The sequence below is a fragment of the Streptomyces odontotermitis genome (genome assembly GCF_050510915.1).
Classification (GTDB): domain Bacteria; phylum Actinomycetota; class Actinomycetes; order Streptomycetales; family Streptomycetaceae; genus Streptomyces.
In genome coordinates this window covers 115,724-142,382 of record NZ_JBNJLS010000003.1, presented here as the reverse complement: position 1 = coordinate 142,382, position 26,659 = coordinate 115,724, and the positions used below count along the sequence as shown (strand labels likewise).

The 26,659-nt window shown below is 72.7% G+C and carries 26 protein-coding genes, 1 tRNA gene and 1 pseudogene; 12 read left to right on the top strand and 16 right to left on the bottom strand.

Translation table 11 applies throughout. The features are described 5' to 3' along the window. Positions 1-23: 23 nt before the first annotated feature. The 5 genes and pseudogenes from ACQB60_RS11425 to ACQB60_RS11405 all read right to left on the bottom strand — a co-directional run bounded on the left by ACQB60_RS11425 (position 24) and on the right by ACQB60_RS11405 (position 3,295). The gene (locus ACQB60_RS11425; protein ID WP_496925788.1) at positions 24-1,466 is read right to left on the bottom strand and encodes a M1 family metallopeptidase; all 1,443 of its coding nucleotides are present in this window, start codon (positions 1,464-1,466) and stop codon (positions 24-26) included. 109 nt (positions 1,467-1,575) lie between these two features. After that, a pseudogene (locus ACQB60_RS11420) lies at positions 1,576-1,773 on the bottom strand (hypothetical protein); the annotation flags it as partial. Between the two features lie 18 nt (positions 1,774-1,791). Beyond that, entirely contained in the window at positions 1,792-2,082 is a 291-nt protein-coding gene (locus ACQB60_RS11415; protein ID WP_496925787.1) for a hypothetical protein, read from the bottom strand. Then, a complete protein-coding gene (locus ACQB60_RS11410; protein WP_384836133.1) occupies positions 2,082-2,681 on the bottom strand; it encodes an ankyrin repeat domain-containing protein in 600 nt (199 codons plus the stop codon). The genes ACQB60_RS11415 and ACQB60_RS11410 overlap by 1 nt, the downstream gene beginning before the upstream one ends. 56 nt (positions 2,682-2,737) lie before the next feature. After that, entirely contained in the window at positions 2,738-3,295 is a 558-nt protein-coding gene (locus ACQB60_RS11405; protein WP_496925786.1) for a GlcG/HbpS family heme-binding protein, read from the bottom strand. A 413-nt stretch (positions 3,296-3,708) separates the two neighbouring features. On the opposite strand from ACQB60_RS11405, the gene ACQB60_RS11400 reads away from it, so the two are divergent. The 3 genes from ACQB60_RS11400 to ACQB60_RS11390 all read left to right on the top strand — a co-directional run bounded on the left by ACQB60_RS11400 (position 3,709) and on the right by ACQB60_RS11390 (position 6,275). Further along, positions 3,709-4,959, top strand: a complete 1,251-nt coding sequence (locus ACQB60_RS11400) for a sensor histidine kinase (RefSeq protein WP_496926166.1) — start codon at positions 3,709-3,711, stop codon at positions 4,957-4,959. Next, positions 4,956-5,675 carry a response regulator gene (locus ACQB60_RS11395; protein WP_496925785.1) on the top strand — a complete coding sequence of 240 codons (720 nt, stop codon included), beginning with the start codon at positions 4,956-4,958 and terminating at the stop codon, positions 5,673-5,675. Before ACQB60_RS11400 ends, ACQB60_RS11395 begins: the two co-directional genes overlap by 4 nt. Before the next feature lie 99 nt (positions 5,676-5,774). Further along, positions 5,775-6,275: a hypothetical protein gene (locus ACQB60_RS11390; protein WP_496925784.1), complete on the top strand. Its 501-nt coding sequence runs from the start codon at positions 5,775-5,777 to the stop codon at positions 6,273-6,275. A gap of 135 nt (positions 6,276-6,410) precedes the next feature. Here ACQB60_RS11390 and ACQB60_RS11385 read toward each other — a convergent pair whose 3' ends face one another. After that, a complete protein-coding gene (locus tag ACQB60_RS11385; protein ID WP_496925783.1) occupies positions 6,411-7,142 on the bottom strand; it encodes a pentapeptide repeat-containing protein in 732 nt (243 codons plus the stop codon). A 144-nt stretch (positions 7,143-7,286) separates the two neighbouring features. On the opposite strand from ACQB60_RS11385, the gene ACQB60_RS11380 reads away from it, so the two are divergent. The 3 genes from ACQB60_RS11380 (at position 7,287) to ACQB60_RS11370 (ending at position 9,792) form a co-directional block, all read left to right on the top strand. Next, positions 7,287-8,540 carry an NAD(P)-binding protein gene (locus tag ACQB60_RS11380; RefSeq protein WP_496926165.1) on the top strand — a complete coding sequence of 418 codons (1,254 nt, stop codon included), beginning with the start codon at positions 7,287-7,289 and terminating at the stop codon, positions 8,538-8,540. Between the two features lie 68 nt (positions 8,541-8,608). Beyond that, on the top strand, positions 8,609-9,613 hold the full coding sequence (locus ACQB60_RS11375) for a zinc-binding dehydrogenase (RefSeq protein ID WP_496925782.1): 1,005 nt from the start codon (positions 8,609-8,611) through the stop codon (positions 9,611-9,613). Positions 9,614-9,663: 50 nt separating this feature from the next. Continuing rightward, a complete protein-coding gene (locus ACQB60_RS11370) occupies positions 9,664-9,792 on the top strand; it encodes a hypothetical protein (protein WP_496925781.1) in 129 nt (42 codons plus the stop codon). A 12-nt stretch (positions 9,793-9,804) separates the two neighbouring features. Here ACQB60_RS11370 and ACQB60_RS11365 read toward each other — a convergent pair whose 3' ends face one another. Together ACQB60_RS11365 and ACQB60_RS11360 are read right to left on the bottom strand one after the other, a co-directional pair. Further along, positions 9,805-10,290, bottom strand: a complete 486-nt coding sequence (locus tag ACQB60_RS11365; protein ID WP_496925780.1) for a GNAT family N-acetyltransferase — start codon at positions 10,288-10,290, stop codon at positions 9,805-9,807. 78 nt (positions 10,291-10,368) lie between these two features. After that, positions 10,369-11,316, bottom strand: coding sequence for an aminoglycoside phosphotransferase family protein (locus ACQB60_RS11360; RefSeq protein ID WP_496925779.1), 948 nt, complete (start codon positions 11,314-11,316; stop codon positions 10,369-10,371). On the opposite strand from ACQB60_RS11360, the gene ACQB60_RS11355 reads away from it, so the two are divergent. Beyond that, positions 11,315-11,983 carry a rhomboid-like protein gene (locus ACQB60_RS11355; RefSeq protein ID WP_496925778.1) on the top strand — a complete coding sequence of 223 codons (669 nt, stop codon included), beginning with the start codon at positions 11,315-11,317 and terminating at the stop codon, positions 11,981-11,983. The two genes, ACQB60_RS11360 and ACQB60_RS11355, sit on opposite strands and share 2 nt — an antisense overlap. Here the strand turns inward: ACQB60_RS11355 and ACQB60_RS11350 are convergent. Continuing rightward, positions 11,961-12,707 (bottom strand): DsbA family protein, encoded by a 747-nt coding sequence (locus ACQB60_RS11350; RefSeq protein ID WP_496925777.1) that lies wholly within the window; start codon positions 12,705-12,707, stop codon positions 11,961-11,963. The two genes, ACQB60_RS11355 and ACQB60_RS11350, sit on opposite strands and share 23 nt — an antisense overlap. Positions 12,708-12,839: 132 nt before the next feature. Here ACQB60_RS11350 and ACQB60_RS11345 point away from each other — a divergent pair, with 132 nt between their 5' ends. Continuing rightward, on the top strand, positions 12,840-14,246 hold the full coding sequence (locus ACQB60_RS11345) for an NAD(P)/FAD-dependent oxidoreductase (protein ID WP_496925776.1): 1,407 nt from the start codon (positions 12,840-12,842) through the stop codon (positions 14,244-14,246). A 183-nt stretch (positions 14,247-14,429) separates the two neighbouring features. Then, a complete protein-coding gene (locus ACQB60_RS11340) occupies positions 14,430-17,063 on the top strand; it encodes a beta propeller repeat protein (protein WP_496925775.1) in 2,634 nt (877 codons plus the stop codon). A gap of 22 nt (positions 17,064-17,085) precedes the next feature. Here the strand turns inward: ACQB60_RS11340 and ACQB60_RS11335 are convergent. Beyond that, positions 17,086-17,162: transfer RNA gene (locus ACQB60_RS11335), tRNA-Thr, on the bottom strand. 192 nt (positions 17,163-17,354) lie between these two features. On the opposite strand from ACQB60_RS11335, the gene ACQB60_RS11330 reads away from it, so the two are divergent. From ACQB60_RS11330 to ACQB60_RS11320, 3 genes are all read left to right on the top strand, one after another. Next, complete coding sequence (locus ACQB60_RS11330) at positions 17,355-18,491, top strand: ABC transporter ATP-binding protein (protein WP_496925774.1); 1,137 nt, start codon at positions 17,355-17,357, stop codon at positions 18,489-18,491. 278 nt (positions 18,492-18,769) lie between these two features. Then, positions 18,770-19,228 carry a hypothetical protein gene (locus tag ACQB60_RS11325; protein ID WP_496925773.1) on the top strand — a complete coding sequence of 153 codons (459 nt, stop codon included), beginning with the start codon at positions 18,770-18,772 and terminating at the stop codon, positions 19,226-19,228. Between the two features lie 52 nt (positions 19,229-19,280). Further along, positions 19,281-20,015 (top strand): nucleotidyltransferase family protein, encoded by a 735-nt coding sequence (locus tag ACQB60_RS11320; RefSeq protein WP_496925772.1) that lies wholly within the window; start codon positions 19,281-19,283, stop codon positions 20,013-20,015. Positions 20,016-20,094: 79 nt separating this feature from the next. On the opposite strand, the gene ACQB60_RS11315 is transcribed toward ACQB60_RS11320, so the two are convergent. From ACQB60_RS11315 to ispD, 6 genes are all read right to left on the bottom strand, one after another. Beyond that, on the bottom strand, positions 20,095-21,744 hold the full coding sequence (locus tag ACQB60_RS11315) for a DoxX family protein (RefSeq protein ID WP_496925771.1): 1,650 nt from the start codon (positions 21,742-21,744) through the stop codon (positions 20,095-20,097). Positions 21,745-21,964: 220 nt separating this feature from the next. After that, on the bottom strand, positions 21,965-22,906 hold the full coding sequence (gene rlmB, locus ACQB60_RS11310) for a 23S rRNA (guanosine(2251)-2'-O)-methyltransferase RlmB (RefSeq protein ID WP_496925770.1): 942 nt from the start codon (positions 22,904-22,906) through the stop codon (positions 21,965-21,967). 107 nt (positions 22,907-23,013) lie between these two features. Further along, positions 23,014-24,417 carry a cysteine--tRNA ligase gene (gene cysS, locus ACQB60_RS11305; protein WP_496925769.1) on the bottom strand — a complete coding sequence of 468 codons (1,404 nt, stop codon included), beginning with the start codon at positions 24,415-24,417 and terminating at the stop codon, positions 23,014-23,016. Positions 24,418-24,535: 118 nt separating this feature from the next. Further along, entirely contained in the window at positions 24,536-24,940 is a 405-nt protein-coding gene (locus ACQB60_RS11300) for a PPOX class F420-dependent oxidoreductase (RefSeq protein WP_496925768.1), read from the bottom strand. A gap of 124 nt (positions 24,941-25,064) precedes the next feature. Then, entirely contained in the window at positions 25,065-25,607 is a 543-nt protein-coding gene (gene ispF / locus ACQB60_RS11295; RefSeq protein WP_496925767.1) for a 2-C-methyl-D-erythritol 2,4-cyclodiphosphate synthase, read from the bottom strand. Next, positions 25,597-26,343 (bottom strand): 2-C-methyl-D-erythritol 4-phosphate cytidylyltransferase, encoded by a 747-nt coding sequence (gene ispD, locus ACQB60_RS11290; RefSeq protein WP_496925766.1) that lies wholly within the window; start codon positions 26,341-26,343, stop codon positions 25,597-25,599. Before ispD ends, ispF begins: the two co-directional genes overlap by 11 nt. Positions 26,344-26,659: the final 316 nt, after the last annotated feature.

Sequence of the window (26,659 nt, the reverse complement as noted above, 5' to 3'; positions counted from 1 at the left end):
ACGGGGAACACAGGAGCGCGGGGCTACGGCTTCTCCGGCTTGCCGTCCCCGTGCAGCCACTCGTCCCAGACCACCTTCAGCTTCTCGCGCGCCCCGTCGTCCGGCGCCATCTTCTCCACGTACGCCGTGAAGTCCGCCGTGTCCGCGTTCCCGTGCCGGTGCCCCGCCGCCCAGCCCTGGATGATGTCGTAGAAGCGGTCGTCGCCCACCGCCTGGCGGATCTTGTGGATGACCATCGCGCCGCGCTCGTACACCGGGGAGTCCGAGATGTGCGCGGCGTCCGTCGGCTTCGCGGGCGGGAAGTCCCAGACGGCGTCGTTGTCTTCCTCGTCCTCGTAGTAGTCGCCCTTGTAGAGCGCGTCGAAGGTCTCCTGCGCGCTGTCGCCGTCGTGGTCCTCCTGCCAGAGCCACTCCGCGTACGTGGCGAAGCCCTCGTTGAGCCACATGTCCTGCCACGTCTTGGGCGTGACGGAGTCGCCGTACCACTGGTGGGCCAGCTCGTGGACGAGGGTCTCGGTGTCGGGGGCGCCGGGGAAGACGGGCTTGGTCTGGGTCTCCAGGGCGTAGCCCGCGGAGTCCTCGGGGGCGACGATCGCGCCGGTGGAGGAGAAGGGATAGGGGCCGAAGTTGAGTTCCTCCCAGTCGATGATCTCGGGGATCTTCGCCAGGACCTTCGCGCTCTCCTTCACCTGGGAGGCGTCGACGGCCGTGAGGACGGGCAGGCCCGACTTCGTCGCCGACTTCTTCACCTCGTACGCGCCGATGGCCACCGTCGCGACGTAGCTCGCCATCGGTTCGGCGTTGTGCCAGGAGAAGGTCGTGCGGCCGTTCTCGGTGGTCTCGCGGGTCAACTCCCCGTTGGAGATGGCCTTCAGGCCCTTGGGGACGGTGACCTCTATGTCGTACGCGGCCTTGTCGGAGGGGTGGTGGTTGCCGGGGAACCACGCCATGGAGCCGTTCGGCTCGCCGAGCCCGAGGGCGCCGTCCTCGGTCTCCAGCCAGCCCTCCTCGGAGTCGTCCGCGTCGGTGATCTTCTCGGGGGTGCCGGCGTAGCGGACGGTCGCCCGGAACGTCTCGCCCTTGTCGAGGTCGTCGTGCGGGCGGACGGTCAGCTCCTGGCCCGCGCGCTGGAAACGGGCCGCCTTGCCCTCGACGGTGACGCCGGAGACCTCCAGGCCCTTCAGGTCGAGGTTGAAGGCGCTCAGGTCCTGGGTGGCGCGGGCCGTGATCTCGGCGGTGCCGGTGAGGTGGTGGGAGTCCGGGTCGTAGCCGAGCTTCAGGCCGTAGTGCGTCACGTCGTACCCGCCGTTGCCCTGCTTCGGGAAGTACGGGTCGCGCAGGCCAGCGGCGCCGGAGGTGCCGTTCACCCCGGAGCCGCTGCAGGCGGAGATGGCGAGCAGCGTGAGGGCGGCGGTGGCCGCGGTGGCGGCGAGGCTGCCGCGTCCGGTCCGAGATCGAAGGTCCACGACGGCGATCTTATGCGGCAAATGTTCGGACCGATTCAGGAATGGCCCTTACGTCGTACGGATCACAGCCCCGGTCGCAGCCCCGCCACAGCCCCGGTCACAGGACCGGTCACAGGACCGCGATCCCCAACGGCCGCTCCCCGCCCGCCAGTCGGCGCACGTCCCCGCTGTCCAGGTCGACGACGGAGATCCCGTTCCAGTAGCCGTCGCGGGCGCGGACCGTGAGGGAGGGGCCGTCGTCCTGGTCCGGGTCGATGGGGCCGGTGCCGACGGCGAAGAGGGTGCCGTCGGGGGCGAGCGCGATGCCCATGCCGCCGCCCCGGTACTAGCCGGTCGTGGCGGGCCCGGTCTCCGTCTCGTACGGGATGCGGTCGACGCGCTGACGGGTGGCGGTGTCGGAGCCGAAGTCGACGACGAGGAGGGTTCCTTGGGGAGTCCCGGCCTTCGCGGGCAGGGTGGCGGTCTGTGCGGCGCGGGCGGGCTCGGGGGACGCCACGCCCGCGCCGGTGCCGCAGCCCGCGAGGGCCGCGGCGGCCAGGAGGACGGCGCCCGCGAGCCGGGTGCGGGGCGCGGTGATCCGGGTGCGGGGCGCCGTGATCCGGGTGCGGGGCGCCATCAGGAGACCCCTCTCAGCAGGTCGGCGATCTCGGTGAAGCCGCGCCGCTCCGCGTGGGCGAGCGGCGTGACCCCGTCGCCGTCGGGCAGGTCGGCGGTGGCGCCCGCGGCGAGCAGCAGCTCCACGATGTCGCGGTGCGCGCGCCCGCCGTCGCCGAGGATCACGGCCTCCAACAGGGCGGTCCAGCCCAGGTCGTTGACGTGGTCGACGTCGATGTCGGTGACGCGCAGCACCTCACGTACGTACGCGACGTGGCCGCGCTCCGACGCGGGGATCACACAGATCCCGCCGAAGCGGTTGCGGAGCTTCAGGTCGGGCCCCGCCGGGAGCAGCACGTGCAGCATGGCGACGCTGCCCGTCACACCGGTGACCAGCCAGGGGCTGTCGGCGCGGTGGTCCTGCGCGTTGACGTCGGCGCCCGCCGCGACGAGGACCCGCGCGGCCGCCACGTGGTCGCCGACGGCGGCCAGCAGCAGCGGCGTACGCAGTTCGGAGTCGCGCGCCTCGACGCGGGCACCCGCGTCGAGGGCGGCGGCGACTTCGGTGGCGTTCCCGGACCGCGCGGCGTCGAGCAGACGCTGATCGGCACGCTTGTTCATGACGGATCTCCTCGCGGTCGGCGGCAGGGTCGGGAACAGCCTCAGCAGCATGGGGCTCAGCGGCCGAGCGCCGCCACACCCGCCTGGGCGAACTTCTCGTCCAGGTCGCCGCTCGGGGCACCCGCGACACCGATGCCCGCGACGGGGGCGCCCTTGGCCGTGACGGGGGCGCCGCCGGCCAGGAAGAGGGTGCCGGGGATGTCCTTCAGGGTGGGGGCCTTGTCAAGACGCTTGACGAGCTCAGAGGTGGGGGCGTTCCAGGAAACGGCGGTGAATGCCTTCTTCTCGGCGGCCTCGTACGACTGCGGGCCCGCGCCGTCGCCGCGCACCGTGAGGATGGTGTTGCCGTTGCGGTCGACGACGGCGACGGAGACCTTCTGGTTCTCCTTCTTCGCGGCGTCGAGGGCGGCCTGCGCGGCCTTGTTCGCGGCGGCGGCCGTCAGGTGCGTGCTCTGCTGCAGGTTGGCGTTGCCGGCGTCGGCGGTGACCGCTGCCTTCGGGGCGGCGGCCGGGGCGTCGGCGCTCGCGGAGACGGCACCGAAGGTACCGGCGGCGAGGACGGCGACGGTGGCGGCGCCGGTGAGGACGCGGGTGCGGCGGGTGAACTTCTTCATCAGGGGCTCCTGCGAATCGGAGAGGGAGGGAGGCGGGAGGAGGAGGTGCTTGCCTCTGCCCTCAATCCTGTGGCCGCTCCCGGCCCGCACCCCTCGGCGTACCGGCTGGAGGCGGCGCGCGACTCGGCCGACACGAGGGTCAACCGATCGGTTGACCCCGGGCCCGACCGGGCGGGGGACAATATGGGTGTTTGCCCAGTTCAGAGACATGGCTGTGGGCCCGGGTCCAGCGACATGAGCGGGCCCGGTCCAGCGAGCGCCTCGCGGCAGTACGAGGCGGCAGTACGAGAGGGAGGCGCCCCGTGGGACAGCGCACGCCGGGCACCGACCCCCGCACATACGGCACGGGCCCCCGCACGCACGGCACCGGCCCCCGCACGCACGACCCCGACGCCCGCTGGCTCGCGGCCGTCATGCACGCGACCTTCTACCTGCTCCTGGCGACCTCGCTGGCCCGCTTCCTGCTGCGCCACCCCGGCGGCGCGCGCGTCCCGTGGATCATCGCGCTCTCCGCGGTCCTGGCCGTCCTCTACGCCCTGCCGTTCCTGCGGCCGTTCCTGCGGCCCTCGCTGCGACCCTCGCTGCGGCCCTCTCTGCGGCCCTTCCCGACCGGCGCGCCCCGGGGCGGGCGCACCGCTGCCCACCCGCCGGGCCCCGCGGCCGACGGCCGGCCCACCCCCCGCCGCCTCGCCTGGCTCGCTCTGGTCGTCGTGGTCTGGCTGGTCCTCGTCGTCCTCGCGCCGAGCTTCGGGTGGTGCGCGGTGCCGCTCTTCTACACCGGTCTGCGGACGCTGCCGCCGCGCCCGGCCCTGGCTCTGGTGACCGTCCTCACCGGCTGCGTCATCGCGTCCCAGCTGCGGCTCGCGGGCCGCTACGACCCGGACCTGATCCTCGGGCCGCCCGCCGTGTCGGCGATCGCGACGGCGGTCTTCCTCTACATGCGGCGCCAGGCGGTCCGGCAGCGCGCCCTGATCGACGACCTCATCCGCACCCGCCGCGAACTCGCCGCCACCGAGCGCCGCGAGGGCACCCTCGCCGAACGCCAGCGCCTCTCCATGGAGATCCACGACACGCTCGCGCAGAGCCTGTCCAGCCAGCAGATGCTCCTCCAGGCAGCGGACCGCCTCTGGGACACCGACCCGGCCAAGGCCCGCACCCACGTCCGTACGGCCGAGTCGGTCACCGAGCGCGGCCTCGCCGAGGCCCGCCGCTTCGTGCACGACCTCGCCCCCGCCGACCTCGCCGACGGCGGGGGCCTCAGCCAGGCGCTGCGGGCCCTGGCCGAGCGGGAGTCGGGGGCGGGCCTCACGGTCCGCTTCCACGCCGAGGACGCCCCGGCGGTGCCGCTCCCCGACGGCGTGAGCTCGGCGCTGCTCCGCATCGCGCAGGGCGCCCTCGCCAACGTCCGCGAGCACGCCGCCGCGACGACGGCCGCCCTGACCCTCACTCATCTCGACGACCAGGTGGTCCTCGACATCCTGGACGACGGCCGCGGCTTCACGCCCGCGGAGCTCCCGGCCGGGGGCGGGGGCCCGGGCGTACGGGGCCACGGCCTGCCCGCGATCCGGGCGCGGGTGCGCCAGCTGGGCGGGACCCTGACCATCGAGTCGGCGCCGGGCGAGGGCACGGTGCTTTCGGTTTCCATCCCCTTGGAGAGCCCATGAGTACGCCCGGCAGCACACCCGGCAGCACACCCGCCGGTACGCCCGGCAGCACACCCGCCAGCACGTCCGGCACGCCCCCGGTCCGCCTCCTGGTCTGCGACGACCACGTCGTCGTACGGGCGGGCCTGCTCGCCCTCCTCGGCAGCGCGCCGGACATCGAGGTGGTCGGCGAGGCGGGCACCGGCGAGGAGGCGGTCGCCCTGGCCGCGAAGCTGGCCCCGGACGTGGTCCTGATGGACCTCCAGCTGGGCGAGGGCATCGACGGCGTGGAAGCGACGCGCCGCATCGTCTCCTCGTCCTCGCCGGGAGCCCCGCCGCACGGCCCCCACGTCCTGGTCCTGACCACCTACGACACGGACGCCGACATCACGCGCGCCATCGAGGCGGGCGCGACGGGCTACCTCCTCAAGGCGGAACGCCCCGAGGAGCTCTTCTCCGCGATCCAGGCCGCCGCCCAGGGCCGCACCGCCCTCTCCCCGCCGGTGGCCTCCCGGGTCATGGCCAATATGCGCAGCCCCCGCCCCACCCTCACCGACCGCGAGCGCGACATCCTCGCGCAGCTCGCCCACGGCCTCGGCAACCGCGACATCGCCCGCGCCCTGTTCATCAGCGAGGCGACGGTGAAGACCCATCTGGGCCGGATCTACGACAAGTTGGGCGTGGACACGCGGGCGGGCGCGGTGGCGGTGGCGAAGGAGCAGCGACTGCTGCCGTGACGCGGCGACGACTGCTGCCGTGAGGCACCGGGCCCTCGCCCCGAGAGCGGGCGCCCCTCCGGCGGGCCGCTCCCCTCTCCCCGTGACACCATCACCTACGTGCTCGACATCGGCTACGCCCTCTCCAACCGCTTTCCCGACCCCCCGCAGACGGACTACCGCCGCGCGGACGTCCACGCGCTGCGGCACGACCTGTTCTGCGGGGACGTGTACCTGGCGGACACCAAGGCGGACCGGGAGCTGTCCACAGGCTGGGGATGGGTGCCCGTGCTCGACTTCGCTTGGGCGCTGTGCGACACCGTGGAGAACCTGGACCGGGACCCGCTGGGCAGCCGCGCCGCGCGCCCCCAGCACGCGGAGATCGACTTCACCGAGTCCACCGACCGCATGCTCTTCTCCCGCCGCTTCGGCTGGGTCGACGTCGAGGCGGACTGGATGCCGGGCGAGGAGGAGCCGCTGACCTTCTCCCACACCGAACTCCGGCGCGAGGCACGGGACTTCCTCCACGACCTGATCGCCGACCTGTCTGACCTGCACGAGGACCTGGCGGACAACCCGGCGATCTGGACGCTCCAGGCCCGCTTCCCCCGGGTCGCCTGAGCCCGGCACCCGGCACCCGAAACCAGGCACTCGGCGCCCAGCACCCCAGCACCCCAGCACCCCGGCACCCCCGCACCCGGCGCGCACCGCACCCCGCACCCTGAGCCAAGGCGCTCCGCCCCCACCCCCGGCGCCCTACAGCACCCGCACCCCCAACTGCGCCGCGAACACCGGCGCCAGATCCAGCAGTTGGCCCGGACTGACCACCGCCCCGGCGAGGCAGTCCACCCCCCGCGCGATCTCCAGCTGCGCGGCCTCCCGCAGGTCCGCGTCCCGCAGCCGTGCCCCGCTGAAGTCCGCGCCCCGCAGCGCGCACCCCTTGAACTCCACCCGCTCCAGGGACGCCGCCCCGAAGTCCGGCTCCACCAGGACGCACTCCTCGAAGACAACGTCCTTCAGCTTCGCCTTCCGCAGGTTCAGATAGTCGATCTTGCCGCCCCGCACCACCACCCGCTCCAGCACCGCCCCGTGCAGCTGCACCCCGCCGAGCCGCGCGTCCACCACCTCCACGTCCCGCAGCGACGCCCCCGCGAGGTCCGTGCCCACGCCCTGCGGGCCCGTCACCACGGAGTCGATGAAGCGGGCCGCGTGCAGCCGCGTCTCCGTGAGCCCGCACCCGGCGAGTGCGCAGTCCATGAACAGCGCTCCCCCGCCGTCCTGCCCGCCCAGGTCGAGGCCCTGGAACTCCACCCCGTCATAGTCCCCGTCCGGCGCCAACTCGCCCTCCCCGAACGGCGTCAGCACCGGCAGCCGCACCTCCGGCCGCCGCGCCGCCTTCACCTCCGTACCCGACCGGCCGCCCCTGGCCTCCCCCGAGCCCGCGCCACCCGTACCCCTGCCTGCGTTCCGTCCTCGTGCTGCTGCCATGCCCCCCATGGTGACTCCCGCCACTGACAACGGCCCCATGTCACATTCCGGCCCCCTCGCCCGGTCTTCCTGGTAAGGACCGCCACCGCGCGAGAGGGAAACCCAGCCATGGCCCGTACGCCCCGCACCCCCCGTACGACCCGGATGCCCCGTCTCACCGTCATCGGCGGCGGCTTCGCCGGGCTCACCGCCGCCATCAGCGCCGCGGAGGCCGGGGCCCGCGTGACCCTGCACGAGTCGCACCACACCCTCGGCGGCCGCGCCCGCACCGCCGAAGGCCCGTACAAGACGAACGAGGGCCCGCACGCCCTCTACAGCGGCGGCCCCCACTGGACCTGGCTCAAGCAGCGGGATCTGATCGGTCCGCTCGCCCCCGTCCCGCCCCTCGAAGGCACCCGCCTGCGCCTGCGCCACCGGGGCGCCCTGCGCCGCACCCCGCCCTTCGCGATGCTGAAGCTACTGCGCCGCAAGGCCGAACTGGCGCCAGTGGACCAGGACTTCACCACCTGGGCCACCGCACAGGTGGGTGAGGAGGGCGCCCGCGCGGCCGCGCACTACGTGGCCGTCGCCACCTTCCACCACGACCCGGGCTCCCTCTCGGCCCGCTTCGTCCAGGAGCGCCTGCGCCGCGCCGCCAAGATGCCCCCGGAAGCCCTTCCCCAAGTTCTCGGCTTCGCTCGAACAGGGGATACCCCATTTCCCGTCGGGGGGTGGGCCTCGGTCATCGACCGGATGGCGGCCCGCGCCTGGAACCTCGGGGTGCGTGTGGAGACCCTGGCCCGGGTCGGCTCCCTCGCCGGCGCCGACCTCTCCGCCGGGCCGGTCGTCGTCGCCACCTCCCTCGACTCCGCGCGCCGCCTCCTGGGCGACGACTCGCTGCGCTGGGACAGCGGCCGCACCGTCCTCGTCGACCTCGCGCTGCGCTCCCGCAAGGGCGACCCCTTCGTCCTCTCCGACCTGGACGGGACCGGCTGGATCGAGCGGTTCACCGCCCAGGACCGCACCCTCGCCCCCGCGGGCCGGCAGCTCCTCCAGGGCCAGTTCCCCATCGGGCCCGACGAGACGAAGGCGGACGGCGAGGCCCGCGCCGAGCGCCTGCTCGACCTGGGTTTCCCGGACTGGCGCGGCCGCGTGGCCTGGCGCCGCACCTCCGTCGCGAACGGCCGCACCGGCGCCGTCGACCGCCCCGGCACCACCTGGCGCGACCGGCCCGCGATCGCCCGGGGCGACGGCGTCTACCTCGTGGGCGACCAGGTCGCGGCGCCTGGGCTGCTCTCCGAGGTCTCCTTCAACAGCGCGATCGAGGCGGTGGCGCTGGCCCTCAGCGGACGCCTGCGGGAGAGCGGCACCCGGCGCCTGGGGGCGACCGAGCCGTGGGTTGACCTCAAGTCCGCTTGAGGTCGCAGAGTGGCGGACGTCCCCGGGCCGGACGCCCTCCGGCCCCCGCGCGACCCCAGGAGCCCGCCATGCACGCGATCCGCCTGCACGCCTTCGGCCCGGCCGAGAACCTCGTGCACGAGGAGACGGCCGACCCCGAGCCCGGCCCCGGACAGGTCCGGATCGCGGTCGCCGCCGCCGGGGTGCACCTCCTCGACACGGCGCTCCGCGCCGGCGTCCCGGGGCCGGCGCCCGGACTTCCCGACCTGCCCACGGTCCCCGGCCGCGAGGTCGCCGGCACCGTCGAGTCCCTCGGCCCGGATGTGGACCCCGGCTGGCTGGGCAAGCGCGTCACCGCCCACATCGGCTTCGCGCCCGGAGGCTACGCCGAGCTGACCGTCACCGAGGCCGACCGCCTCCACGAACTCCCCGACGCGCTCGGCTTCGAGGAGGCCGTCGCCCTCATCGGCACCGGCCGCACGACGATGGGCATCCTCCAGTTCGCCGAGCTCGCCCCCACCTCCGTGGCCGTCATTCCGGCCGCCGCCGGAGGCATCGGCACCCTCCTCACGCAGTACGCGAAGCATGCGGGCGCCACGGTGATCGGCCTGGCGGGCGGCCCCGGGAAGACCGCCCGGGTGCGGGCGAACGGCGCCGACCTGGCCGTGGACTACACCGACCCCGCGTGGCCGGACGCCGTGCGCGCACACCTCGGCGGGCGTACCGCCACCGTCGTCCTCGACGGCGTCGGGGGCGAGGCCGGGCGCGCCGCCGTCGACCTGCTCGGGCCCGGCGGCACGCACCTCGTCTTCGGCTGGTCCGGCCAGGGCCCGCACGACGGCGCACCGCTGACCTTCCCCGACGGGTACCTGGCCGGGCGCGGCATCACCCAGGTCAGCCCGCTCGGCCCGGCGATGATGCGGGCCGCGGGCGGCGACAACCCGGTCCGCACACTGGAGCTCCGCGCGCTGTCGGCCGCCGCCGAGGGGTACTTCACGCCTGCCGTGCAGCGCTTCCCCCTGGCCGAGGCGGCCGCCGCCCACCGCGCCCTGGAGACGCGGGGCACGATCGGGAAAGTGGTGCTGATCCCGTAGGCCCGCGCGTCACCGGCGAGTTCCCGGCCCTGTGGGTCCGCCTCATCGACGTGGCGGCGGCGCTCACGGCCCGCTCCTGGGCGGCCGGCACCGGCCTCACCCTGGACGTACGCGACCTGGGCGCCTGCTACTTGGGCGGCACCCGCGTGTGGGACGGCCCTCCTGCGCCGAGGGACTGAAAGGCGACTTCCTCAACGGCGCCCGCTCCCGGAACCCAGCTCGGCCAGCGCGCCGTCCGTCAGCCGATAGACCGTCCACTCGTCCTGCGGGCGCGCGCCCAGGGATTCGTAGAAGTCGATGGACGGGGTGTTCCAGTCGAGCACCGACCACTCCAGGCGCTCATAGCCGCGCGCGACGCAGATCCGCGCCAACTCGGTGAGGAGCGCCTTGCCGTGGCCGCCGCCGCGCGCCTCGGGGCGGACGTAGAGGTCCTCCAGGTAGATCCCGTGGACCCCGCGCCACGTCGAGAAGTTGAGGAACCAGAGCGCGAACCCGACCGTCTCGCCCGCGTCCGTCTCGGCGATGTGGGCGAAGGCGGCGGGCCGCTCCCCGAACAGCGCCTCGTGCAACTGCTCCTCGGTGGCCCGGACTTCGTCGAGCGCCTTCTCGTAGTCGGCGAGCTCACAGACCATGGCGTGGAGGGCGGGGACGTCGGCGGGGGTCGCGGTGCGAATCATGGTCGAAGGCTAAAGCCTGGCTCAGGACTCGAAGGCCGAAGCCCCGCCTACGACCGGTGGTCAAGGCCGAAGCCCCGCCTACGACCGGTGGTCCAGGAGCTGCCGCGCGACCTCCAGGTCCTCCGGGTCGAGGGCGCGGCCGTCCTCGATCTCCCACAGCGCGTTCTGCAGCACCCGGCCGAGCGTCCAGGCCGCGGCCCGCTTCCGGTCCAGGCCGAGGACCTCGCTCATGGCGTCGAACCGCCACAGCAGGTCGTCGGCGTCGAACTCGTTGTTCAGGGCGGGCCACAGGTCGAAGCCGGGGTCGCCGGCGAGCGGCTTCGGGTCGATGGCGAGCCAGGGCTCGCGGTCGGCCGCGAGGACGTTCTCGAAGTGCAGGTCCCAGTGGAGCAGCCGGTCGCCGGGCTCGCCCACGACCTCCCGCAGCGCGCCCGCGCACCGCTCGACCAGCGCCCGCTCGGCCGGGTCGGCGAGGGACTTCAGGGCGTCCGGGGTGTCGGCGAGCATCTGCCCGGCGATGTCCCCGAGGGTGCGCAGACCCGCCGGGGCCCGCACCGACGTGAGGCGGGCGAGCAGCTCCGCGATGACGAGCACGGCCTTGCGGGTCTCGTCGCGCGAGGTGGCCATCGTCGACAGCATCCGCCCCGAGTCCAGGCGTTCGAGCAGCATCGTGCCCGTCGCGGTCTCCTCGTCGTGGTCGAGGAGGCGGACCGCGCCGTCGCCGTCCCACACCCGAAGGCCGACCGGCTCGCCCTCGGTCTCCTCGTCCAGGAGCTGGAACTTCACCGCGGCCCCGGTCCCGTCCGCCCGCACCACCGGCAGCACCAGCGCCGCCATGCCGTGCATCGGGTCCCCGTCCACCCGCAGCTCCCAACGCTCCAGGAACTCCTTCACGCGCGCGGGCAGGGCGGCGATGAAGGCACGCCCCGGCTCTCCCGCGTACGCGTACTGCGACTCGATCAGCCCGTCCGGAATGCGAATGTCGATCACCTTCGCGACCCTACCGACGTGCGTGAATCGGCACATGTCGTTTTTCCGGCGGGCGGAACACCCGGTGGCCCGCGCCGCCCGCGCGGTCCGGTCCTACGTCCGCAGCGCCCCGGGGACGTACCTCTGGCTCGCGGCCCTCTTCGTCACGACGGTCGCGATGCACCACATGTCCCCGGAGTTCGAGGACGAGTTCCTGCGCCAGCGCTCCACCAACATCCACGAGCTCAGCAAGAACCCGGTCCGGGTGCTGATCTCCAGCGCCTTCTGGATCGACGGCGGCGGCTGGCTGTCGTACGCCGTGCTCTACACGGTCTTCCACGCCACCGTGGAGCGCTGGCTCGGCACCTGGCGCTGGCTCGCGGTGGCGGCGGGCGCGCACGTCGCGGCCACGCTCATCAGCGAGGGCGTGCTGCTGCTCGCGGTCCGCCACGGCGCCGCGCCCGCGTCGTCGGTCAACACCCTTGACGTGGGCGTGAGTTACGCGCTGGCGGGCGTCGTGGCGGTGCTCACGTACCGGCTGCCGAGGCCCTGGCGGTACGGGTATCTCCTCGGCGTCCTCGTCGTGTACGGCATCCCGCTGGCCGGCGGGCGGACCTTCACCGATCTCGGACACTTCACGTCGGTCCTGATCGGCCTGGCCTGCTATCCGCTGACCAGAGGGGTCACCGCACGGGCTGGGGTCAGCCGATCCCCTGGTCCTTGAGGACCTTCGCGAACTCGGACTCGCTGAACATCGCGCTGCCGTCGCCCGGCACCTTCTCGCCGTCGATGAGGACGTTCGGAGTGGCCTGGACGCCGTCCTTCTGGAAGGACTTCATGGCCTCCTCGGTCCAGCTCTCGTACGAGTTGTTCTTGACGGCCTTGTCGAAGGCCGGGCCGCGCAGGCCGTCGACCTTGTCGGCGATCTTCAGGAGGAAGGCCGGGGTGTAGACGTCGTCCGACTCCTCCTCGGGCTGGTTGCCGAAGACGCCCGCGTGGAACTCCGCGAACTTGCCCGCATCGACGGAGGCGCGCAGCGCGTTCGCGGCGTTCACCGAGCCGCTGCCGCCGAGGTTCTTGTCGAGGAACGAGGCGATCGTGTACTCGATCTTGACCTTGCCCTCGGTCACCGGCTTGACCAGCGCCTGCGCGCCGTTGGCCTCGAACTTCGCGCAGAACGGGCAGCGCGCGTCCTCGTAGATCTTGACCGTATGCTTCGCCTTCGGGTCGCCGACGGTGATCACGCCGCCGTTCACCTTGGCGGGCACCTTGCCGAGCTCGGCGCCGTGCGGCGGGGCCTTGGCCTCGGGGGCGGACTGCTCGGCGGAGGCGGACGAGTCCTTCTTGCCGCTGCCGCCGTCGTCGGGCCCGCAGGCGGCAGCGCCCACCCCGATCAGCGCGGCGGCGGCCACGGCGGTCGCGATGCGTCCGGCCTTGCGTACGGCCATGAGAACAGTCCTCCAGAAATTTTGATGATTACGGCCCAAAGTAACCGAATCTACCCTGCCGCCGGACCGCCGAAGGACCCGGCCCGGCGGACCAAGGCCCCCCGCGCCCGCGGCACGCAGTAACGTCCGGCTATGAGCAGCAAGATCAGCGGCGCCGTCAACGGCGGCATATCGTTCTGGTACGCCCAGGAGGGCACCCCCGCACCCCGCGAGCCCCTGTCCGGCGACGCCTCGGCGGACGTCTGCGTCGTGGGCGGCGGCTACACGGGACTGTGGACCGCGTACTACCTCAAGAAGGCCGCGCCCTTCCTGCGCATCACGGTCCTGGAGCAGAAGTTCTGCGGCTACGGCGCCTCCGGCCGCAACGGCGGCTGGCTCTACAACGGCATCGCGGGCCGGGAACGCTACGCGAAGCTGCACGGCCACGACGCCGCGGTCCGCCTCCAGCAGGCCATGAACGAGACGGTGACCGAGGTCATCGGCACGGCCCGCGCCGAGTCGATCGACGCCGACATCCACCACGGCGGCGTCCTCGAAGTCGCGCACACCCCGGCCCAGTTGGCGCGTCTGAAGTCCTTCCACGCCGCCGAGCTCGCGTACGGCGAGACGGACCGCACCCTGCACGGCGCCCGCGAGACCGCCGAGCGGATCCGCGTCTCCGGGGCCGTCGGCTCCACCTGGACCCCGCACGGCGCACGCCTCCACCCCGTGAAGCTGGTCAAGGGGCTCGCGGCCGCCGTCGAGGCGCTCGGCGTCACGATCCACGAGTCGACCCCGGTCACCGAGATCAGGCCGAAGCACGCGATCACCCCGTACGGCACGGTCCGCGCCCCGTACGTGCTGCGCTGCACGGAGGGCTTCACGGCCGCCCTCAAGGGCCAGCGCCGCACCTGGCTCCCCATGAACTCCTCGATGATCGCGACGGAGCCGCTGACCGCCGGGCAGTGGGAGTCGATCGGCTGGGAGGGCCGCGAGACCCTCGGCGACATGGCGCACGCGTACATGTACGCGCAGCGCACGGCGGACGGCCGCATCGCTCTCGGCGGCCGCGGCGTCCCCTACCGCTACGGCTCCAGGACCGACAACGACGGCCGCACCCAGGACGCCACGATCGAGTCCCTGCGCGCGATCCTGACGCGCTTCTTCCCGCAGCTCGCCGGGGTGGAGGTGGCGCACGCCTGGTCCGGCGTCCTCGGCGTCCCGCGCGACTGGTGCGCCACGGTCACCCTGGACCGCGCGACGGGCCTCGGCTGGGCGGGCGGCTACGTCGGCTCCGGCGTCGCCACCGCCAACCTCGCCGCGCGCACCCTGCGCGACCTGGTCCAGCAGGACTCGGGCCAGGCGGGCCCCACCGACCTCACCGCCCTGCCCTGGGTCAACCACAAGGTCCGCAAGTGGGAGCCGGAGCCGCTGCGCTGGCTGGGCGTCCACGGCATGTACGCCACGTACTACGCGGCCGACCGGCGTGAACTCACCACGCACACCGCCGAGTCGTCGCGCCTGGCGCGGATCGCGGACCGGGTGGCGGGGCGTGGCTGACGGCACACGCGAGGCGGGCGCGACAGGAACGCATGAAACGGGGCCCCACTCTCCGTAAAAGCCTCAACCAAGCTTTACTCCCCCATTGCCATCCTCCCCCACGCGCCCAACTCCCCTCCCCGGAAACCTGGTTGGGCACCTCATGTCATGCACGTAACGGCTTTCCCAGGGGAGGGAACGTTCATGGCGATCATGGCAAGACGCACCGGCGCGTGGACCTTAGTGGCCACCGCCGCCGCCTTCGGAATCCTGGCCGCACAGGCCCAGGCAGCACCGGCGGGCAGCGGCGGCGCCGACCCCTTCGGAGTCCGCGCACTCCACCGGCAGGCCCTTCTGCATCAGCAGCAGAAGGGCCTGTCGCCGTCTCTGGCCGCCCCCGGCGAGCCCGGCGAGTCCGAGGACATCGACGAGGCCGCCCAGCAGTACGCCGAGGCCCGCACCTCGCCCGGCATCGTCGCCCCCGGCGCCTACGGGGCCGCCTACGCGGAGTTCACCGGCCTGCCGTACGCGAAAGGCGGCTGGCGCGACCTGACCAGCCTCCCGTACGACGCCGACGACCCCCGCTACCGCGACATCAACTCCAACTCCAGCGGCGGCGCGGGCAAGGTCACGGGGCGGATCACCGGGCTCGCCGCCGACCGGAGCGGCCACGTCTACGCGGGCGCGGCCAACGGCGGCGTGTACCGGTCCCGCAGCGGCGGCGGCCACTGGCAGAACATCTCCGACCGGCTGCCCGCGCTCTCCACCGGCGACCTCCAACTGGATGGCCACGGCCGCCTCTGGTACGCGACGGGCGAGGCCAACACCAGCTCCACCTCCTTCCTCGGCACCGGCGTCTACGTCCTGCGCGACCCCCGCAAGGGCAGCTTCGGCCCGCGCGACCGGGTCGGCGGCGACGAGCTGGAGTCGACGTCCATCAACGCCCTGCGGTTCGCGGGCACGAAGGTGTGGGCGGCCACCACGCGCGGCGTGTGGAGCCACTCCACGACCGACCTCACCGGCCCCTGGAAGCGGGAGTTCGCGCCCAACCCCGACTATCTGCCGGGCGGCCCGAAGGCGAACGACCCCGCGGCCGCGTACAAGAACATCGCGAGCGACATCGCCATCGACCCCAAGGACCCCACCAAGGTCGTCCTCGCGGTCGGCTGGCGCGGCGGAGACACGTACAACGGCTTCTACACGAAGGGGGCCGACGGCAGCTGGCAGCGCGTCACCAGCGGCCTCGGCGACCTCCCGTCCACCGCCGCCGACGTCGGCAACGTCACCTTCGCCCGCAGCGCGGACGGCTCCCGCTACTACGCCATGGACCAGTCCCCGAAGCAGACCGCCGAGAACCCGAACAGCGGCCTGTACGGGATCTTCGTCTCCAAGTCCGGCTCGCCGACCGGCCCTTGGACCCGCGTGGCCGACTACCGGAAGCTCCGCGACTCGGGCTCGGCGCTGACCGGGCCCGGCGCCATGCCGGGCACCCAGTCCTGGTACAACCAGTTCCTCCAGGTCGACCCGGCCGACCCCGACCACGTCTACGCGGGCCTGGAAGAGGTCTTCGAGACGAAGGACGGCGGCGCCACCTGGACCACCCCCGGCCCGTACTGGAACTTCGGCTTCCCGTGCTGGTCCATCGACCCGGCCCACCAGAGCGGCACCTGCCCGCAGACCACCCACCCCGACCAGCACGCGGTGACCATGGGCAGCGACGGCGGCAAGCCGTACGTGATCGTCGGCAACGACGGCGGCACCTACCGCCGCCCGGTCAATGGCTCGGCCAACCCCGACGGGCACGCCACCGACTGGCGCTCGCTCAACGACGGCACGATGGGCGCCCTCCAGTACTACTCGGTGGGCATCGGCGCCGACCCCTCCGGGCGGGGCCTCGCGCTCACCGGCGGCCTCCAGGACAACGGCCAGTCCATGCTGCGCCCCGGCGACCGCGTGATGGGCTCCAACTTCGGCGGCGACGGCGGCGACACCCTCGTGGACCCGGCCGACGGCTGCGACATCGCCCAGGAGTACGTGTACCTGGCGGTGTCCGTCACCCAGAACTGTGCGGTGAACGACGGCAGTTGGACGACGGACCCGACGAAGGCCACGTCCTTCTCCGTCCCGCCGCCGGACAACGCGACGCAGTCGGCCCGCTTCATCGCCCCGCTCACCGCCGACCTCAAGGACAAGAACACCTGGGCCGCGGGCGGCCGCCACGTCTGGATCAACCGCAACGGCTACGCGATCCGCTCCTCCGCCGAGTGGACCGACGCCTTCGACCTGGGCGCGGGCCACACCGCCACGGCCGTCGCCGCGTCCGGCGGCACGGTCTACGCGGCCTGGTGCGGGCCCTGCAACAACCAGGGCTTCACGCGCGGCATCGCGGTCGGCAACGCGGACGGCACGGGCTGGCACCAGCTGCCTCTCCCTGTCGAGGGCACGGTCCCCAACCGCTACCTGTCCTCGCTGGCCATCGACCCGGCGGACCCGGCCCACGTCCTGCTCGCCGTCAACGGCTTCACGCGCAAGTGGACGGAGGGCCCCGGCGCGGGCGTCGGCCACCTCTTCGAGACCCGCGACTCCGGCACCACCTGGACGGACATCTCGGGCAACCTGCCCGACGTGCCCGCGAACTCGGTGACCCTCCTGAAGAACGGGACGGTGGCACTCGGCACCGACCTGGGCGTCCTGCTCCGCCCGGCCCGGGGATCGTCCTGGACCCGGGCCCGCGACCTGCCGACGACGGCGGTCCTCCAGCTGAGGACCGGCCCGGACGGCCGCCTCTACGCCGCGACCCACGGCCGCGGCATCTGGGCCTCGCGGGGCCGGCCGTGACCTGGCCGCCGCGCCCCTGCTCTGGAGCCCCCTGTCGGATTCGAACCGACGACCTTCGCTTTACAAGAGCGGCGCTCTGACCAACTGAGCTAAGGAGGCGTGCTGCCCGAGAAGTGTAACCAACGAGCGGCACGCCTCCGTCGAAAATTCCCTCGAAGGTCACGTGCTCCCGGCTACTGACAGACCCGGCACCCGCCGGGTACCGTCACGGTCAGTCCACTCGAGTGGACTACACCACTCCCTCTACTCGGATCGTCCGGCACGTTCCTGCCGGTGAAGGGGGCCCACACCATGGCCACAGTTACGTTCGACAAGGCGACCCGGATCTACCCGGGTTCCGACAAGCCCGCCGTCGACGGCCTCGACATCGAGATCGAGGACGGCGAGTTCCTCGTCCTCGTCGGCCCGTCCGGCTGCGGCAAGTCCACCTCCCTGCGCATGCTCGCGGGCCTGGAGGACGTGAACAACGGCGCCATCCGCATCGGTGAGCGCGACGTCACGCACCTGCCGCCCAAGGACCGGGACATCGCCATGGTGTTCCAGAACTACGCGCTCTACCCGCACATGACGGTCGCCGACAACATGGGCTTCGCGCTCAAGATCGCGGGCGTCAACAAGTCCGAGATCCGCCAGAAGGTCGAGGACGCCGCCAAGATCCTGGACCTCACCGAGTACCTGGGCCGCAAGCCCAAGGCCCTCTCCGGCGGTCAGCGCCAGCGCGTCGCGATGGGCCGCGCGATCGTCCGTGAGCCGCAGGTCTTCCTCATGGACGAGCCGCTGTCGAACCTGGACGCCAAGCTCCGCGTCTCGACCCGTACGCAGATCGCGAGCCTCCAGCGCCGCCTCGGCATCACGACCGTCTACGTCACCCACGACCAGGTCGAGGCCATGACGATGGGCGACCGCGTGGCCGTCCTGAAGGACGGGCTCCTCCAGCAGGTGGACAGCCCCCGCAACATGTACGACCGCCCGGCCAACCTCTTCGTCGCGGGCTTCATCGGCTCCCCCGCCATGAACCTGGTCGAGGTCCCGATCACCGACGGCGGCGTGAAGTTCGGCAACTCCGTGGTGCCGGTCAACCGCGAGGCCCTCGCGGCCGCCGCCGACCGCGGCGACCGCACCGTCACGGTCGGCGTCCGCCCCGAGCACTTCGACATCGCCGAGCAGGGCGGCGCCGCCGCGAAGACCCTCTCCAAGGAGACCGCGGACGCCCCGGCGGGCCTGGCCGTCTCGGTCAACGTCGTCGAGGAGCTCGGCGCCGACGGCTACGTCTACGGCTCCGCCGAGGTCGGCGGCGAGCACAAGGACCTCGTGGTCCGCGTGAACGGCCGCCAGGTCCCGGAGAAGGGCACCCAGCTGCACGTCGTGCCGCGCCCGGGCGAGATCCACGTCTTCTCGACGTCGACGGGCGAGCGCCTCAGCGACTGACACCGCCCGACCGGCAGCGCCCCACCGGCATCGCCCCACCGGCATCGACCGACCGGCATCGCCCAACTGGCATGAAGAGCCCCGCACTTACAGTGCGGGGCTCTTCCGCGCTTATGGTGCAGACCCTTCGCCCCATACGCCGGATGTCGACAAATACCCCGGCACAACGGTCATTTCGCGGCACCCCGTCAACACCCGTACGGCAAAACCCTTTTCTTGGTCGCTCGACCGAGTGACTAAATGTCGCCAAATCATCACCTACCGCTACGCTCGCCTGCGTGACGCACTCCGCCAACTACACCCAGAAGCAGCGCCGAGCCCACCGAGGCCCCGCTCGCCGCATCGGCCGCACCCTCGCCCTCGTCCTGCCCGTCTTCCTGGTCCTGTCCGGGACGCTCGCGGTCACGCGCGTCAACTGGTCGGGAAGCTCGTCGGACTCGGTGCTCACCGCCTCCGCCGACGACCTCTCCGTGCCGGCCAAGTCCCGCGCCCCGCAGGACGTGCTGCGCGACAAGCTCCTGACCGAGCTCCAGGAGAAGGACCCGGGCATCGCGCTCACCCACCTGCAGCAGGAGGTCGACCGCCGCCCCTCGCTCGCCAAGCACTGCGTCTCGATCGCCCGTGCCCTCGGCCGCGCCGCGGTCCAGGCGTACGGCCCGAGCCGCGCGCAGTCCTACGCCCGCCCGGTCTGCGACACCTCCTTCGCCACCGGAGTCGCCGCGCACCAGAACGGCTGACGGGCCGGCCGAGCTCCGGGGACGCCTCCGCCCACCACGTAGGGTTCTGGGCATGACCGCAGACCCCCACGCGCCGAAGCCACCCACGCAGGCCGTCGTCCTGGCCGGAGGCCAGGGCTCGCGGCTGCGCCCGTACACCGACGACCGGCCGAAGCCGATGGTCGAGATCCCCGGCACGGGGACCCCGATCATCGGCCATCAGCTTGCCTGGCTCGCCGAAGAGGGCGTGACCGACGCGGTCGTCTCCTGCGGCCATCTCGCCGAGGTCCTCCAGGAGTGGCTGGAGAAGACCGAACTGCCCCTGCGCGTCACGACGGTCGTCGAGACCGAGCCGCTCGGCCGCGGCGGCGGCCTCAAGTACGCCGCCCAGCACCTCCCCCACGCCGACCGCCCCTGGTACGCGACGAACGGCGACATCTGGACCCGCTTCTCGCTCCGCGACATGGCGGCCTTCCACGCCGAGCGCGACGCCACCGCGACGCTCGCCCTGGCCCGGCCCCGCATCCCCTGGGGCGCCGTCGAGACGGACGCCTTCGGCCACATCACGGACTTCATCGAGTCCCCGCCCTCCCCGTACCTCATCAACGCGGGCGTCTACGTCTTCTCCGCCGCCTTCACGGCCCTGCTGCCCGACCGCGGCGACCACGAGCGCACCACGTTCCCGCGGCTGGCCCGCGGCAAGAACCTGGCGGGCTTCCCCATCCCGCAGGGCGCGTACTGGCGCGCCATCGACACCGCGAAGGACCTCACCGAGGCGGCCAAGGAGCTTGCGGCACAGTCCCGTTGAGAGTTCCGTACGGTACGCAAGCGGAAGGGCCCACACGCCGTGTGTGGGCCCTTCCGTCGTAAGGCGTACGGGAATCGGGCTACTCCCCGAGGACGCCGCCGAGCAGTCCCGGCTTGCCTCCGGAGCCGCCGCTGCCGCTCCCGCCGCCCGTCGTACCGCCACCGCCGCCGCTGCCGCCGGACGTGGGTCCCGCCGAGGTCGTCGACGGCTGCTGAGGCGTCGACTGCTGCGGCGGCGCCTGCCCGGTGCCCTGCGTCTGGCTGGGCTGCCCCGTGCCGACGGTGCCGGTCTCGCGGACCGCACCCGGCGTCGTGGCGCTCTCCGTGGGGCTCGCGGACTGCCCCTGCGTCGGCGACTGCGAGGCGGCGGACGGCGACTTCGTGTGCTGCCGCCCCCGGTGCTCCTTGCTTCCGTGGCCGCCCTTCTTCGCCGGGTCCTCGGGAAGCGGGGACCCGGGCACCTGGTTGCGGGGCGCCTCACCGGGGCCCGGCACCGTCACGCGGTCGGCGTCGCGCACGGCGCCGCCGAGGAGCGAGCCGACGAGGAGCGTGAGGCCGACCACGACCGTGCCCACGAGCCCGCCGCGCCGCAGCACCCGGCGCCGCAGCTCCCAGATGTCGGCGCGCGGACCGAGGGTGCGCCAGGCTTCGCCCGCGAGCCGCCCGTCGATGGAGTAGACCGGGGCACCGGCGATGATCAGCGGCGACCAGGCGGCGAGGTAGATGATGTCCGGCGCGTCGTAGGCGGGCACCGTCTTCCAGCTGACCGTGACGATGAGCGCGGCGGAGAGCAGCACTCCGATGCTCGCCGCGACCCGCTGCCAGAGCCCGAGCACGGTGAGCACGCCGACGATGACCTGGAGGAAGGCGATGCTGAGGCCCGCGCCGACCGGGTGCTGGAGCGCGAAGTCCCGCAGCGGCTCGGCGAGGGCCCAGGGGTGCAGCGAGTTCAGCCACTTGACCATGGAGCCGCGCTCGCCGCCGTCGAAGTAGACGGGATCGCAGAGCTTGCCCATGCCGGCGTAGATCGAGATGAAGCCCAGGAAGACGCGCAGCGGAAGCAGCACCACGCCGAGGTTCATCCGGCGTCCGGGGTAGTAGGCGTGCCGCACCGGGTCGGCGCCGTGCCGCCGCGCGGCCTCGTCCTCGCCCTCCTCCCCGTCGAACTCGTCGTCCTCGTAAGGATGTTGCTCGTCATAGGGGTGGCGCTCGTCGAGGTCGCTGCCCGGCATCCGCATCTGGGGCAGCAGCCGGGTCTCCGCGCCGGGTCTGCGGGGCCCGATGACACTGGGCGTCGCGGCGGTCTCCGGCCCCTCGTCGAGGTCGATGCGCGGGATGACCTGGGTGGCACCGCCGTCGTCGAAGGAGGAACCGGCGGAGGCGCCTTCGGCCGTATGGCGCACGCCGGTCCCGCGCACGGCCTGCAGCAGGCCGCTGGCGGCGGGGTCGCCCGGCTCGGACCTGCCGCTCCACACGACGGGCGCGCGGCGCTTGCCGGCGGTGCCGACGACGGGGATGCGCACCGTCTCGTCGGCCGTGCCCAAGTGCCGTGCGATGCGCGGGGATTGAGTACGTGAAGCGGTGGGGAGCTGTACGCGGAAGCTCGCGTGATTGACGATGACCTGCGCCGGGTCGCTCGGCACCTTCACCATGCTCAGCGCGGGAGCTTCGTCGAAGCCTGACGAGCTTCCCCCCGTGGGTGTGCGGGGTGTTCTGGTGTCCACACTCATCTAACCGAGTGATGTGTGTTTAGGACACTGCCTTGACCGCCCCGATCTGTCCGGACCCCGTCAAGCAGCCACGACACCCACGAGGACCGTCACCGACCCCCGCGCCGCTCCCGCGCCTCGCGTCCTCGGAGCCGGCGCCGCGACGCCTCGACCCCTCCCCCGTGCCGCCCTCGCACGCTTCGCGGCTTCGAGCGCCTGCGCCGGACTCCGTCCGCCGACCTCAGACCCGGCGCCGCGACGCCTCGTACAGCACGACGCCCGCCGCGACACCCGCGTTCAGCGACTCCGCCCCACCCGGCATCGGAATCCGCACCCGGAAGTCACAGGTCTCGCCGACGAGGCGGGACAGGCCCTTGCCCTCGCTGCCGACCACGATGACGACCGGGCCGCTGAGCGCCTCCAGGTCGCCGACCTCGTGCTCGCCGTCGGCGGCGAGGCCGACCACGGCGACACCGGCCTTCTTGTACTGCTCCAGGGCCCGCGTCAGGTTCGTGGCCCGCGCCACCGGCGTACGCGCCGCCGTACCGGCGGACGTCTTCCAGGCCCCGGCCGTCATCCCGGCCGCCCGCCGCTCCGGCACCACGACACCGTGCCCGCCGAACGCGGACACGGACCGCACGACCGCGCCGAGGTTGCGCGGGTCCGTCACTCCGTCGAGGGCGACGATCAGCGGGTCCTCGCCCGCGTCGAAGGCGGCGGCGACGAGGTCCTCGGGGTGCGCGTACTCGTACGGCGGGACCTGGAGGACGAGGCCCTGGTGGTTGAGCCCGTTCGTCATGCGGTCGAGCTCGGGGCGGGGGGCCTCCATGAGGTGGATGCCGCCGCGCTCACCGGCGAGCTGGAGCGCCTCGCGCACCCGCTCGTCGTTGTCGATGAACTGCTGCACGTACAGCGTGTTCGCGGGCACGCCCTCGCGCAGCGCCTCGACGACGGGGTTGCGGCCCACGACCAGCTCGGAGGTGGACTTGCCGCCCCGGCCGCGCGGCGCGGGACGGCGCGCGGTCTGCTTGGCCTTGGCGTTGGCGATGCGGTTCTTCACATGCCCCTTGCGCGCCTCGGCGGGCGGCGTCGGGCCCTTGCCCTCGAGCGCGCGGCGCCGGTTGCCGCCGCTGCCGACCTGCGCGCCCTTCTTGCCGGACATGCGACGGTTGTTCGCGGCCATGACCTACCTGTCTCTGTGAAGCGTGTGTACGTACGTATCTGCGTGTTTCTACGAGTGTGCCGCCCACGGGCGCGGGCGGCACGTCCTCGCTGCTGCTCGCTGTCGCGTCAGCGCGGACCGAGCGTCCAGCGCGGGCCCGACGGGCTGTCCTCGATGACCAGGCCGGACTGCTTGAGCTGGTCGCGGATGGCGTCGGCCGCGCCCCAGTCCTTGCGGGCCCGCGCCGCCTCGCGCTGCTCGAGCACCAGGCGTACGAGGGTGTCGACGACCCCGTGGAGGTCCTCGCCCCGGTCGCTCTCGCCCCCGCCCCAGTGCGCGTCCAGCGGGTCGAGGCCGAGCACGCCCAGCATGGCCCGCACCTCGGCGAGCCGCGCCACGGCGGCTTCCTTGTCGTCGGCGGCGAGCGCGGAGTTGCCCTGGCGCACCGTGGTGTGGACGATCGCGAGGGCCTGCGGCACCCCGAGGTCGTCGTCCATCGCCTCGGCGAACGCGGGCGGCACCTCGGCCGCGGGCTCGACCGGTCCCCCGGCCAGCTCGGCGGCGCGCTGCATGAAGCCCTCGATGCGCGCGAAGGCGGACTCGGCCTCGCGCAGCGCCTCCGGGCTGTACTCGATCATCGAGCGGTAGTGCGGGGTGCCCAGGTAGTAGCGCAGCACGATGGGCCGCCACTGCTTGACCATCTCGCTGACGAGCACCGAGTTGCCCAGGGACTTGGCCATCTTCTCGCCGGCGATCGTGACCCAGGCGTTGTGCACCCAGTACCGCGCGAACTCGTCGCCGAACGCCTTGGCCTGGGCGATCTCGTTCTCGTGGTGCGGGAAGATCAGGTCGATGCCGCCGCCGTGGATGTCGAAGGCGGACCCCAGGTACTTGTGGGCCATGGCGGAGCACTCCAGGTGCCAGCCCGGCCGCCCCCGCCCCCACGGCGTCTCCCAGCTCGGCTCGCCTTCCTTGGCGGCCTTCCACATGGCGAAGTCGCGCGGGTCCCGCTTGCCGGTCTCGCCCTCGCCGGAGGGCTGGAGCAGATTGTCGAGCTCCTGGTTGGACAGCTCCAGGTAGCCGGGGAAGGACTTCACGTCGAAGTACACGTTCCCGTCGGCCTCGTAGGCGTGCCCGCGCTCGATCAGGCCGCGCATCATCTCGACCATCTCGGTGACATGGCCGGTGGCGCGCGGCTCGTAGGTGGGCGGCAGGCAGCCCAGGGCGTCGTAGCCGCTGTTGAAGGCCCGCTCGTTCTCGTAGCCGATGGACCACCAGGGCCGGCCCTGCTCGCCGGACTTCTTGATGATCTTGTCGTCGATGTCGGTCACGTTGCGCACGAACGTCACTTCGTAGCCGCGGTGGGCGAACCAGCGGCGCATGATGTCGAAGTTCAGGCCCGAGCGGATGTGCCCGATGTGCGGGGCCGCCTGCACCGTGGCACCACACAGGTAGATCGAGACACAGCCGTCGATGAGCGGACTGAAGTCACGGATCTGCCGGGCGCTGGTGTCGTACAGGCGAATCGTCACCACTCCAGGGTAGTGGGCGCAGGGCAGTGCCCCGCGCCCCTGTGAGAGACAGCGGACGGAACTGTGACGTTCACCCCCGGCCGCCGCCCCCGAAACGATCAGATCCGGCCGACGGCCTTCACAGCCTGCCGACGACCTTCCGCGCGGACACCCGCACCACGACCCTCTCCGCGTCGTCCGCCGACCCGGGGTTGAACTCCGCGTACTTCTTGCCCGTGTACTTCAGCGACAGCTCGTCGATGAGCTCCTGGCCGCCCTCCGTCGTCATCGACGCCGTGCCGCGGATCTCCGCGTACGTGTACGGGGCGTCGAAGGGCTGGAAGAGAACCGTGATGCGGGGGTCCCGGCGGAGGTTCTGCTCCTTGCGGCGGCCGAGCGTCGTCGAGAACAGCACGTCGTCGCCGTCGCGCTTGACCCAGACCGGCGAGAGCTGGGGGCTGCCGTCCGGCTGGATCGTGGCGACGGTGATGAAGACGGGGGTGTCGAGGAGTTCCTTGAGGGTGTCGGAGAGCTCTGCGGACATGGGTGCCTCGCTCCTTCATTGCGCGCTGCGGCGTTTCGTTGAGCGCTGGATGAGTCGTACGAGTACCCGATACTGCGCGGCCGCTCCCTCCCCAAGAGGGATTTCCGGCCCGGCCGAGCCGGGCTCAGCCCGTACGGACCACGAGCGCCGTGGCGATCGCCTGCAGCCCCTCGCCCCGCCCCGGGAACCCGAGCCCGTCCGTCGTGGCGCCGGAGACCGAGACGGGGGCGCCGACCGCGTCGGACAGCACCTTCTGGGCCTCGTCGCGGCGCTTGCCGATCTTGGGCCGGGGGCCGATGACCTGCACCGCGACGTTGCCGATGGTGAAACCGGCGGCCCGCACGATCCGGGCCGCCTCGGTGAGGAGGGTGAGCCCGGAGGCGCCGGACCACTCGGGGCGGCCGGTGCCGAAGTGGGCGCCGAGGTCACCGAGGCCCGCCGCGGAGAACAGCGCGTTGCACGCGGCGTGCGCGACGACGTCCGCGTCCGAGTGCCCGGCCAGACCGGCCCCCTCGCCCTCCCACTTCAGGCCCGCGCACCACAGCTCGCGCCCCTCTTCGAAGGCGTGGATGTCGGTACCGATCCCGACGAGCGGGAGGACCACCTGCGGAGCGGCCGTCTCGGAAGCGGATCCAGAAGCCGAGCCAGAAGCCGTCTCAGAAGCCATCGTTCGCCCTCCTGCGTGCCAGGACCGCCTCGGCCAGTACGAGGTCCAGCGGCCGCGTCACCTTGAACGCCTCCTCGTGTCCGGGCACCACGACGACCTGGAGGCCCAGCTGCTCGACCATGCTCGCGTCGTCCGTGACGTTGTCGGTGACCGTCTCGTGGGCGCGCACCAGGGTGTCCCGGTCGAAGCCCTGCGGGGTCTGCACGGCGCGCAGGCGGGCCCGGTCGGGCGTGGCCAGGACGGGCTCGGGCTCCCCGGGGGCGCCGGGCTCGACCTCCTTGACGGTGTCCGCGAGCGGCAGCGCGGGGACGACGGCCGGGGCCCCGTCCCGTACGGCCTCGATGACCGCGTCGACGGTGTCGACCGGGACGAGGGGGCGGGCCGCGTCGTGGACGAGGACGACCTCGATGCCGGGCGGCAGCGCGTCCAGGCCGAGCTTCACCGAGTCCTGGCGGCTCTCGCCACCGGGTACCACCAGGAAGTCCGTGCGCTCGGGCAGCGCGTGGTCGGCGAGGAGCGTCTTCACCTCGGCGGCGCCGTCGGGCGGCGCCACGACGACGACGAGCGAGACGGACCGCGAGGCGGCCATGGCCCGTACGGCGTGGATGAGCATGGGGGTGCCGTTCAGCGCGCGCAGCGCCTTGGGGGCGCCGGGGCCGAGACGTACGCCGCGACCTGCGGCGGGGATCACGACGGCGGTACGAGACTGGCCCGCCGAAGCAGATGCGTCAGACATCGGTTCCGTTCAGGTTTGTGCGCTCGGGCTGCGTGGGTATGGCCTGGGGGTACCCCCTGCTCGAGCGCAGTCGAGAGCGTGGGGGCGTGCCGGGCACGAGCCTTGACCGGACCCTTCCGTGACATCTGGTCGAGTCAGCTGCCCGAGCCCGGCACACCAAAGTAGTCGTGGTGCGGGGGCGAGGGATCGATAGTCAGGGGATCGAGGGGGATCTTCCGGAATTCTTTCCGGGTATGAACATGCCGCAGCGCCCGGCGACACCATGGAGGGCGTCAGCGGGCACCGCGGCAATCATTCACTCACTGCTGCGCAGGCC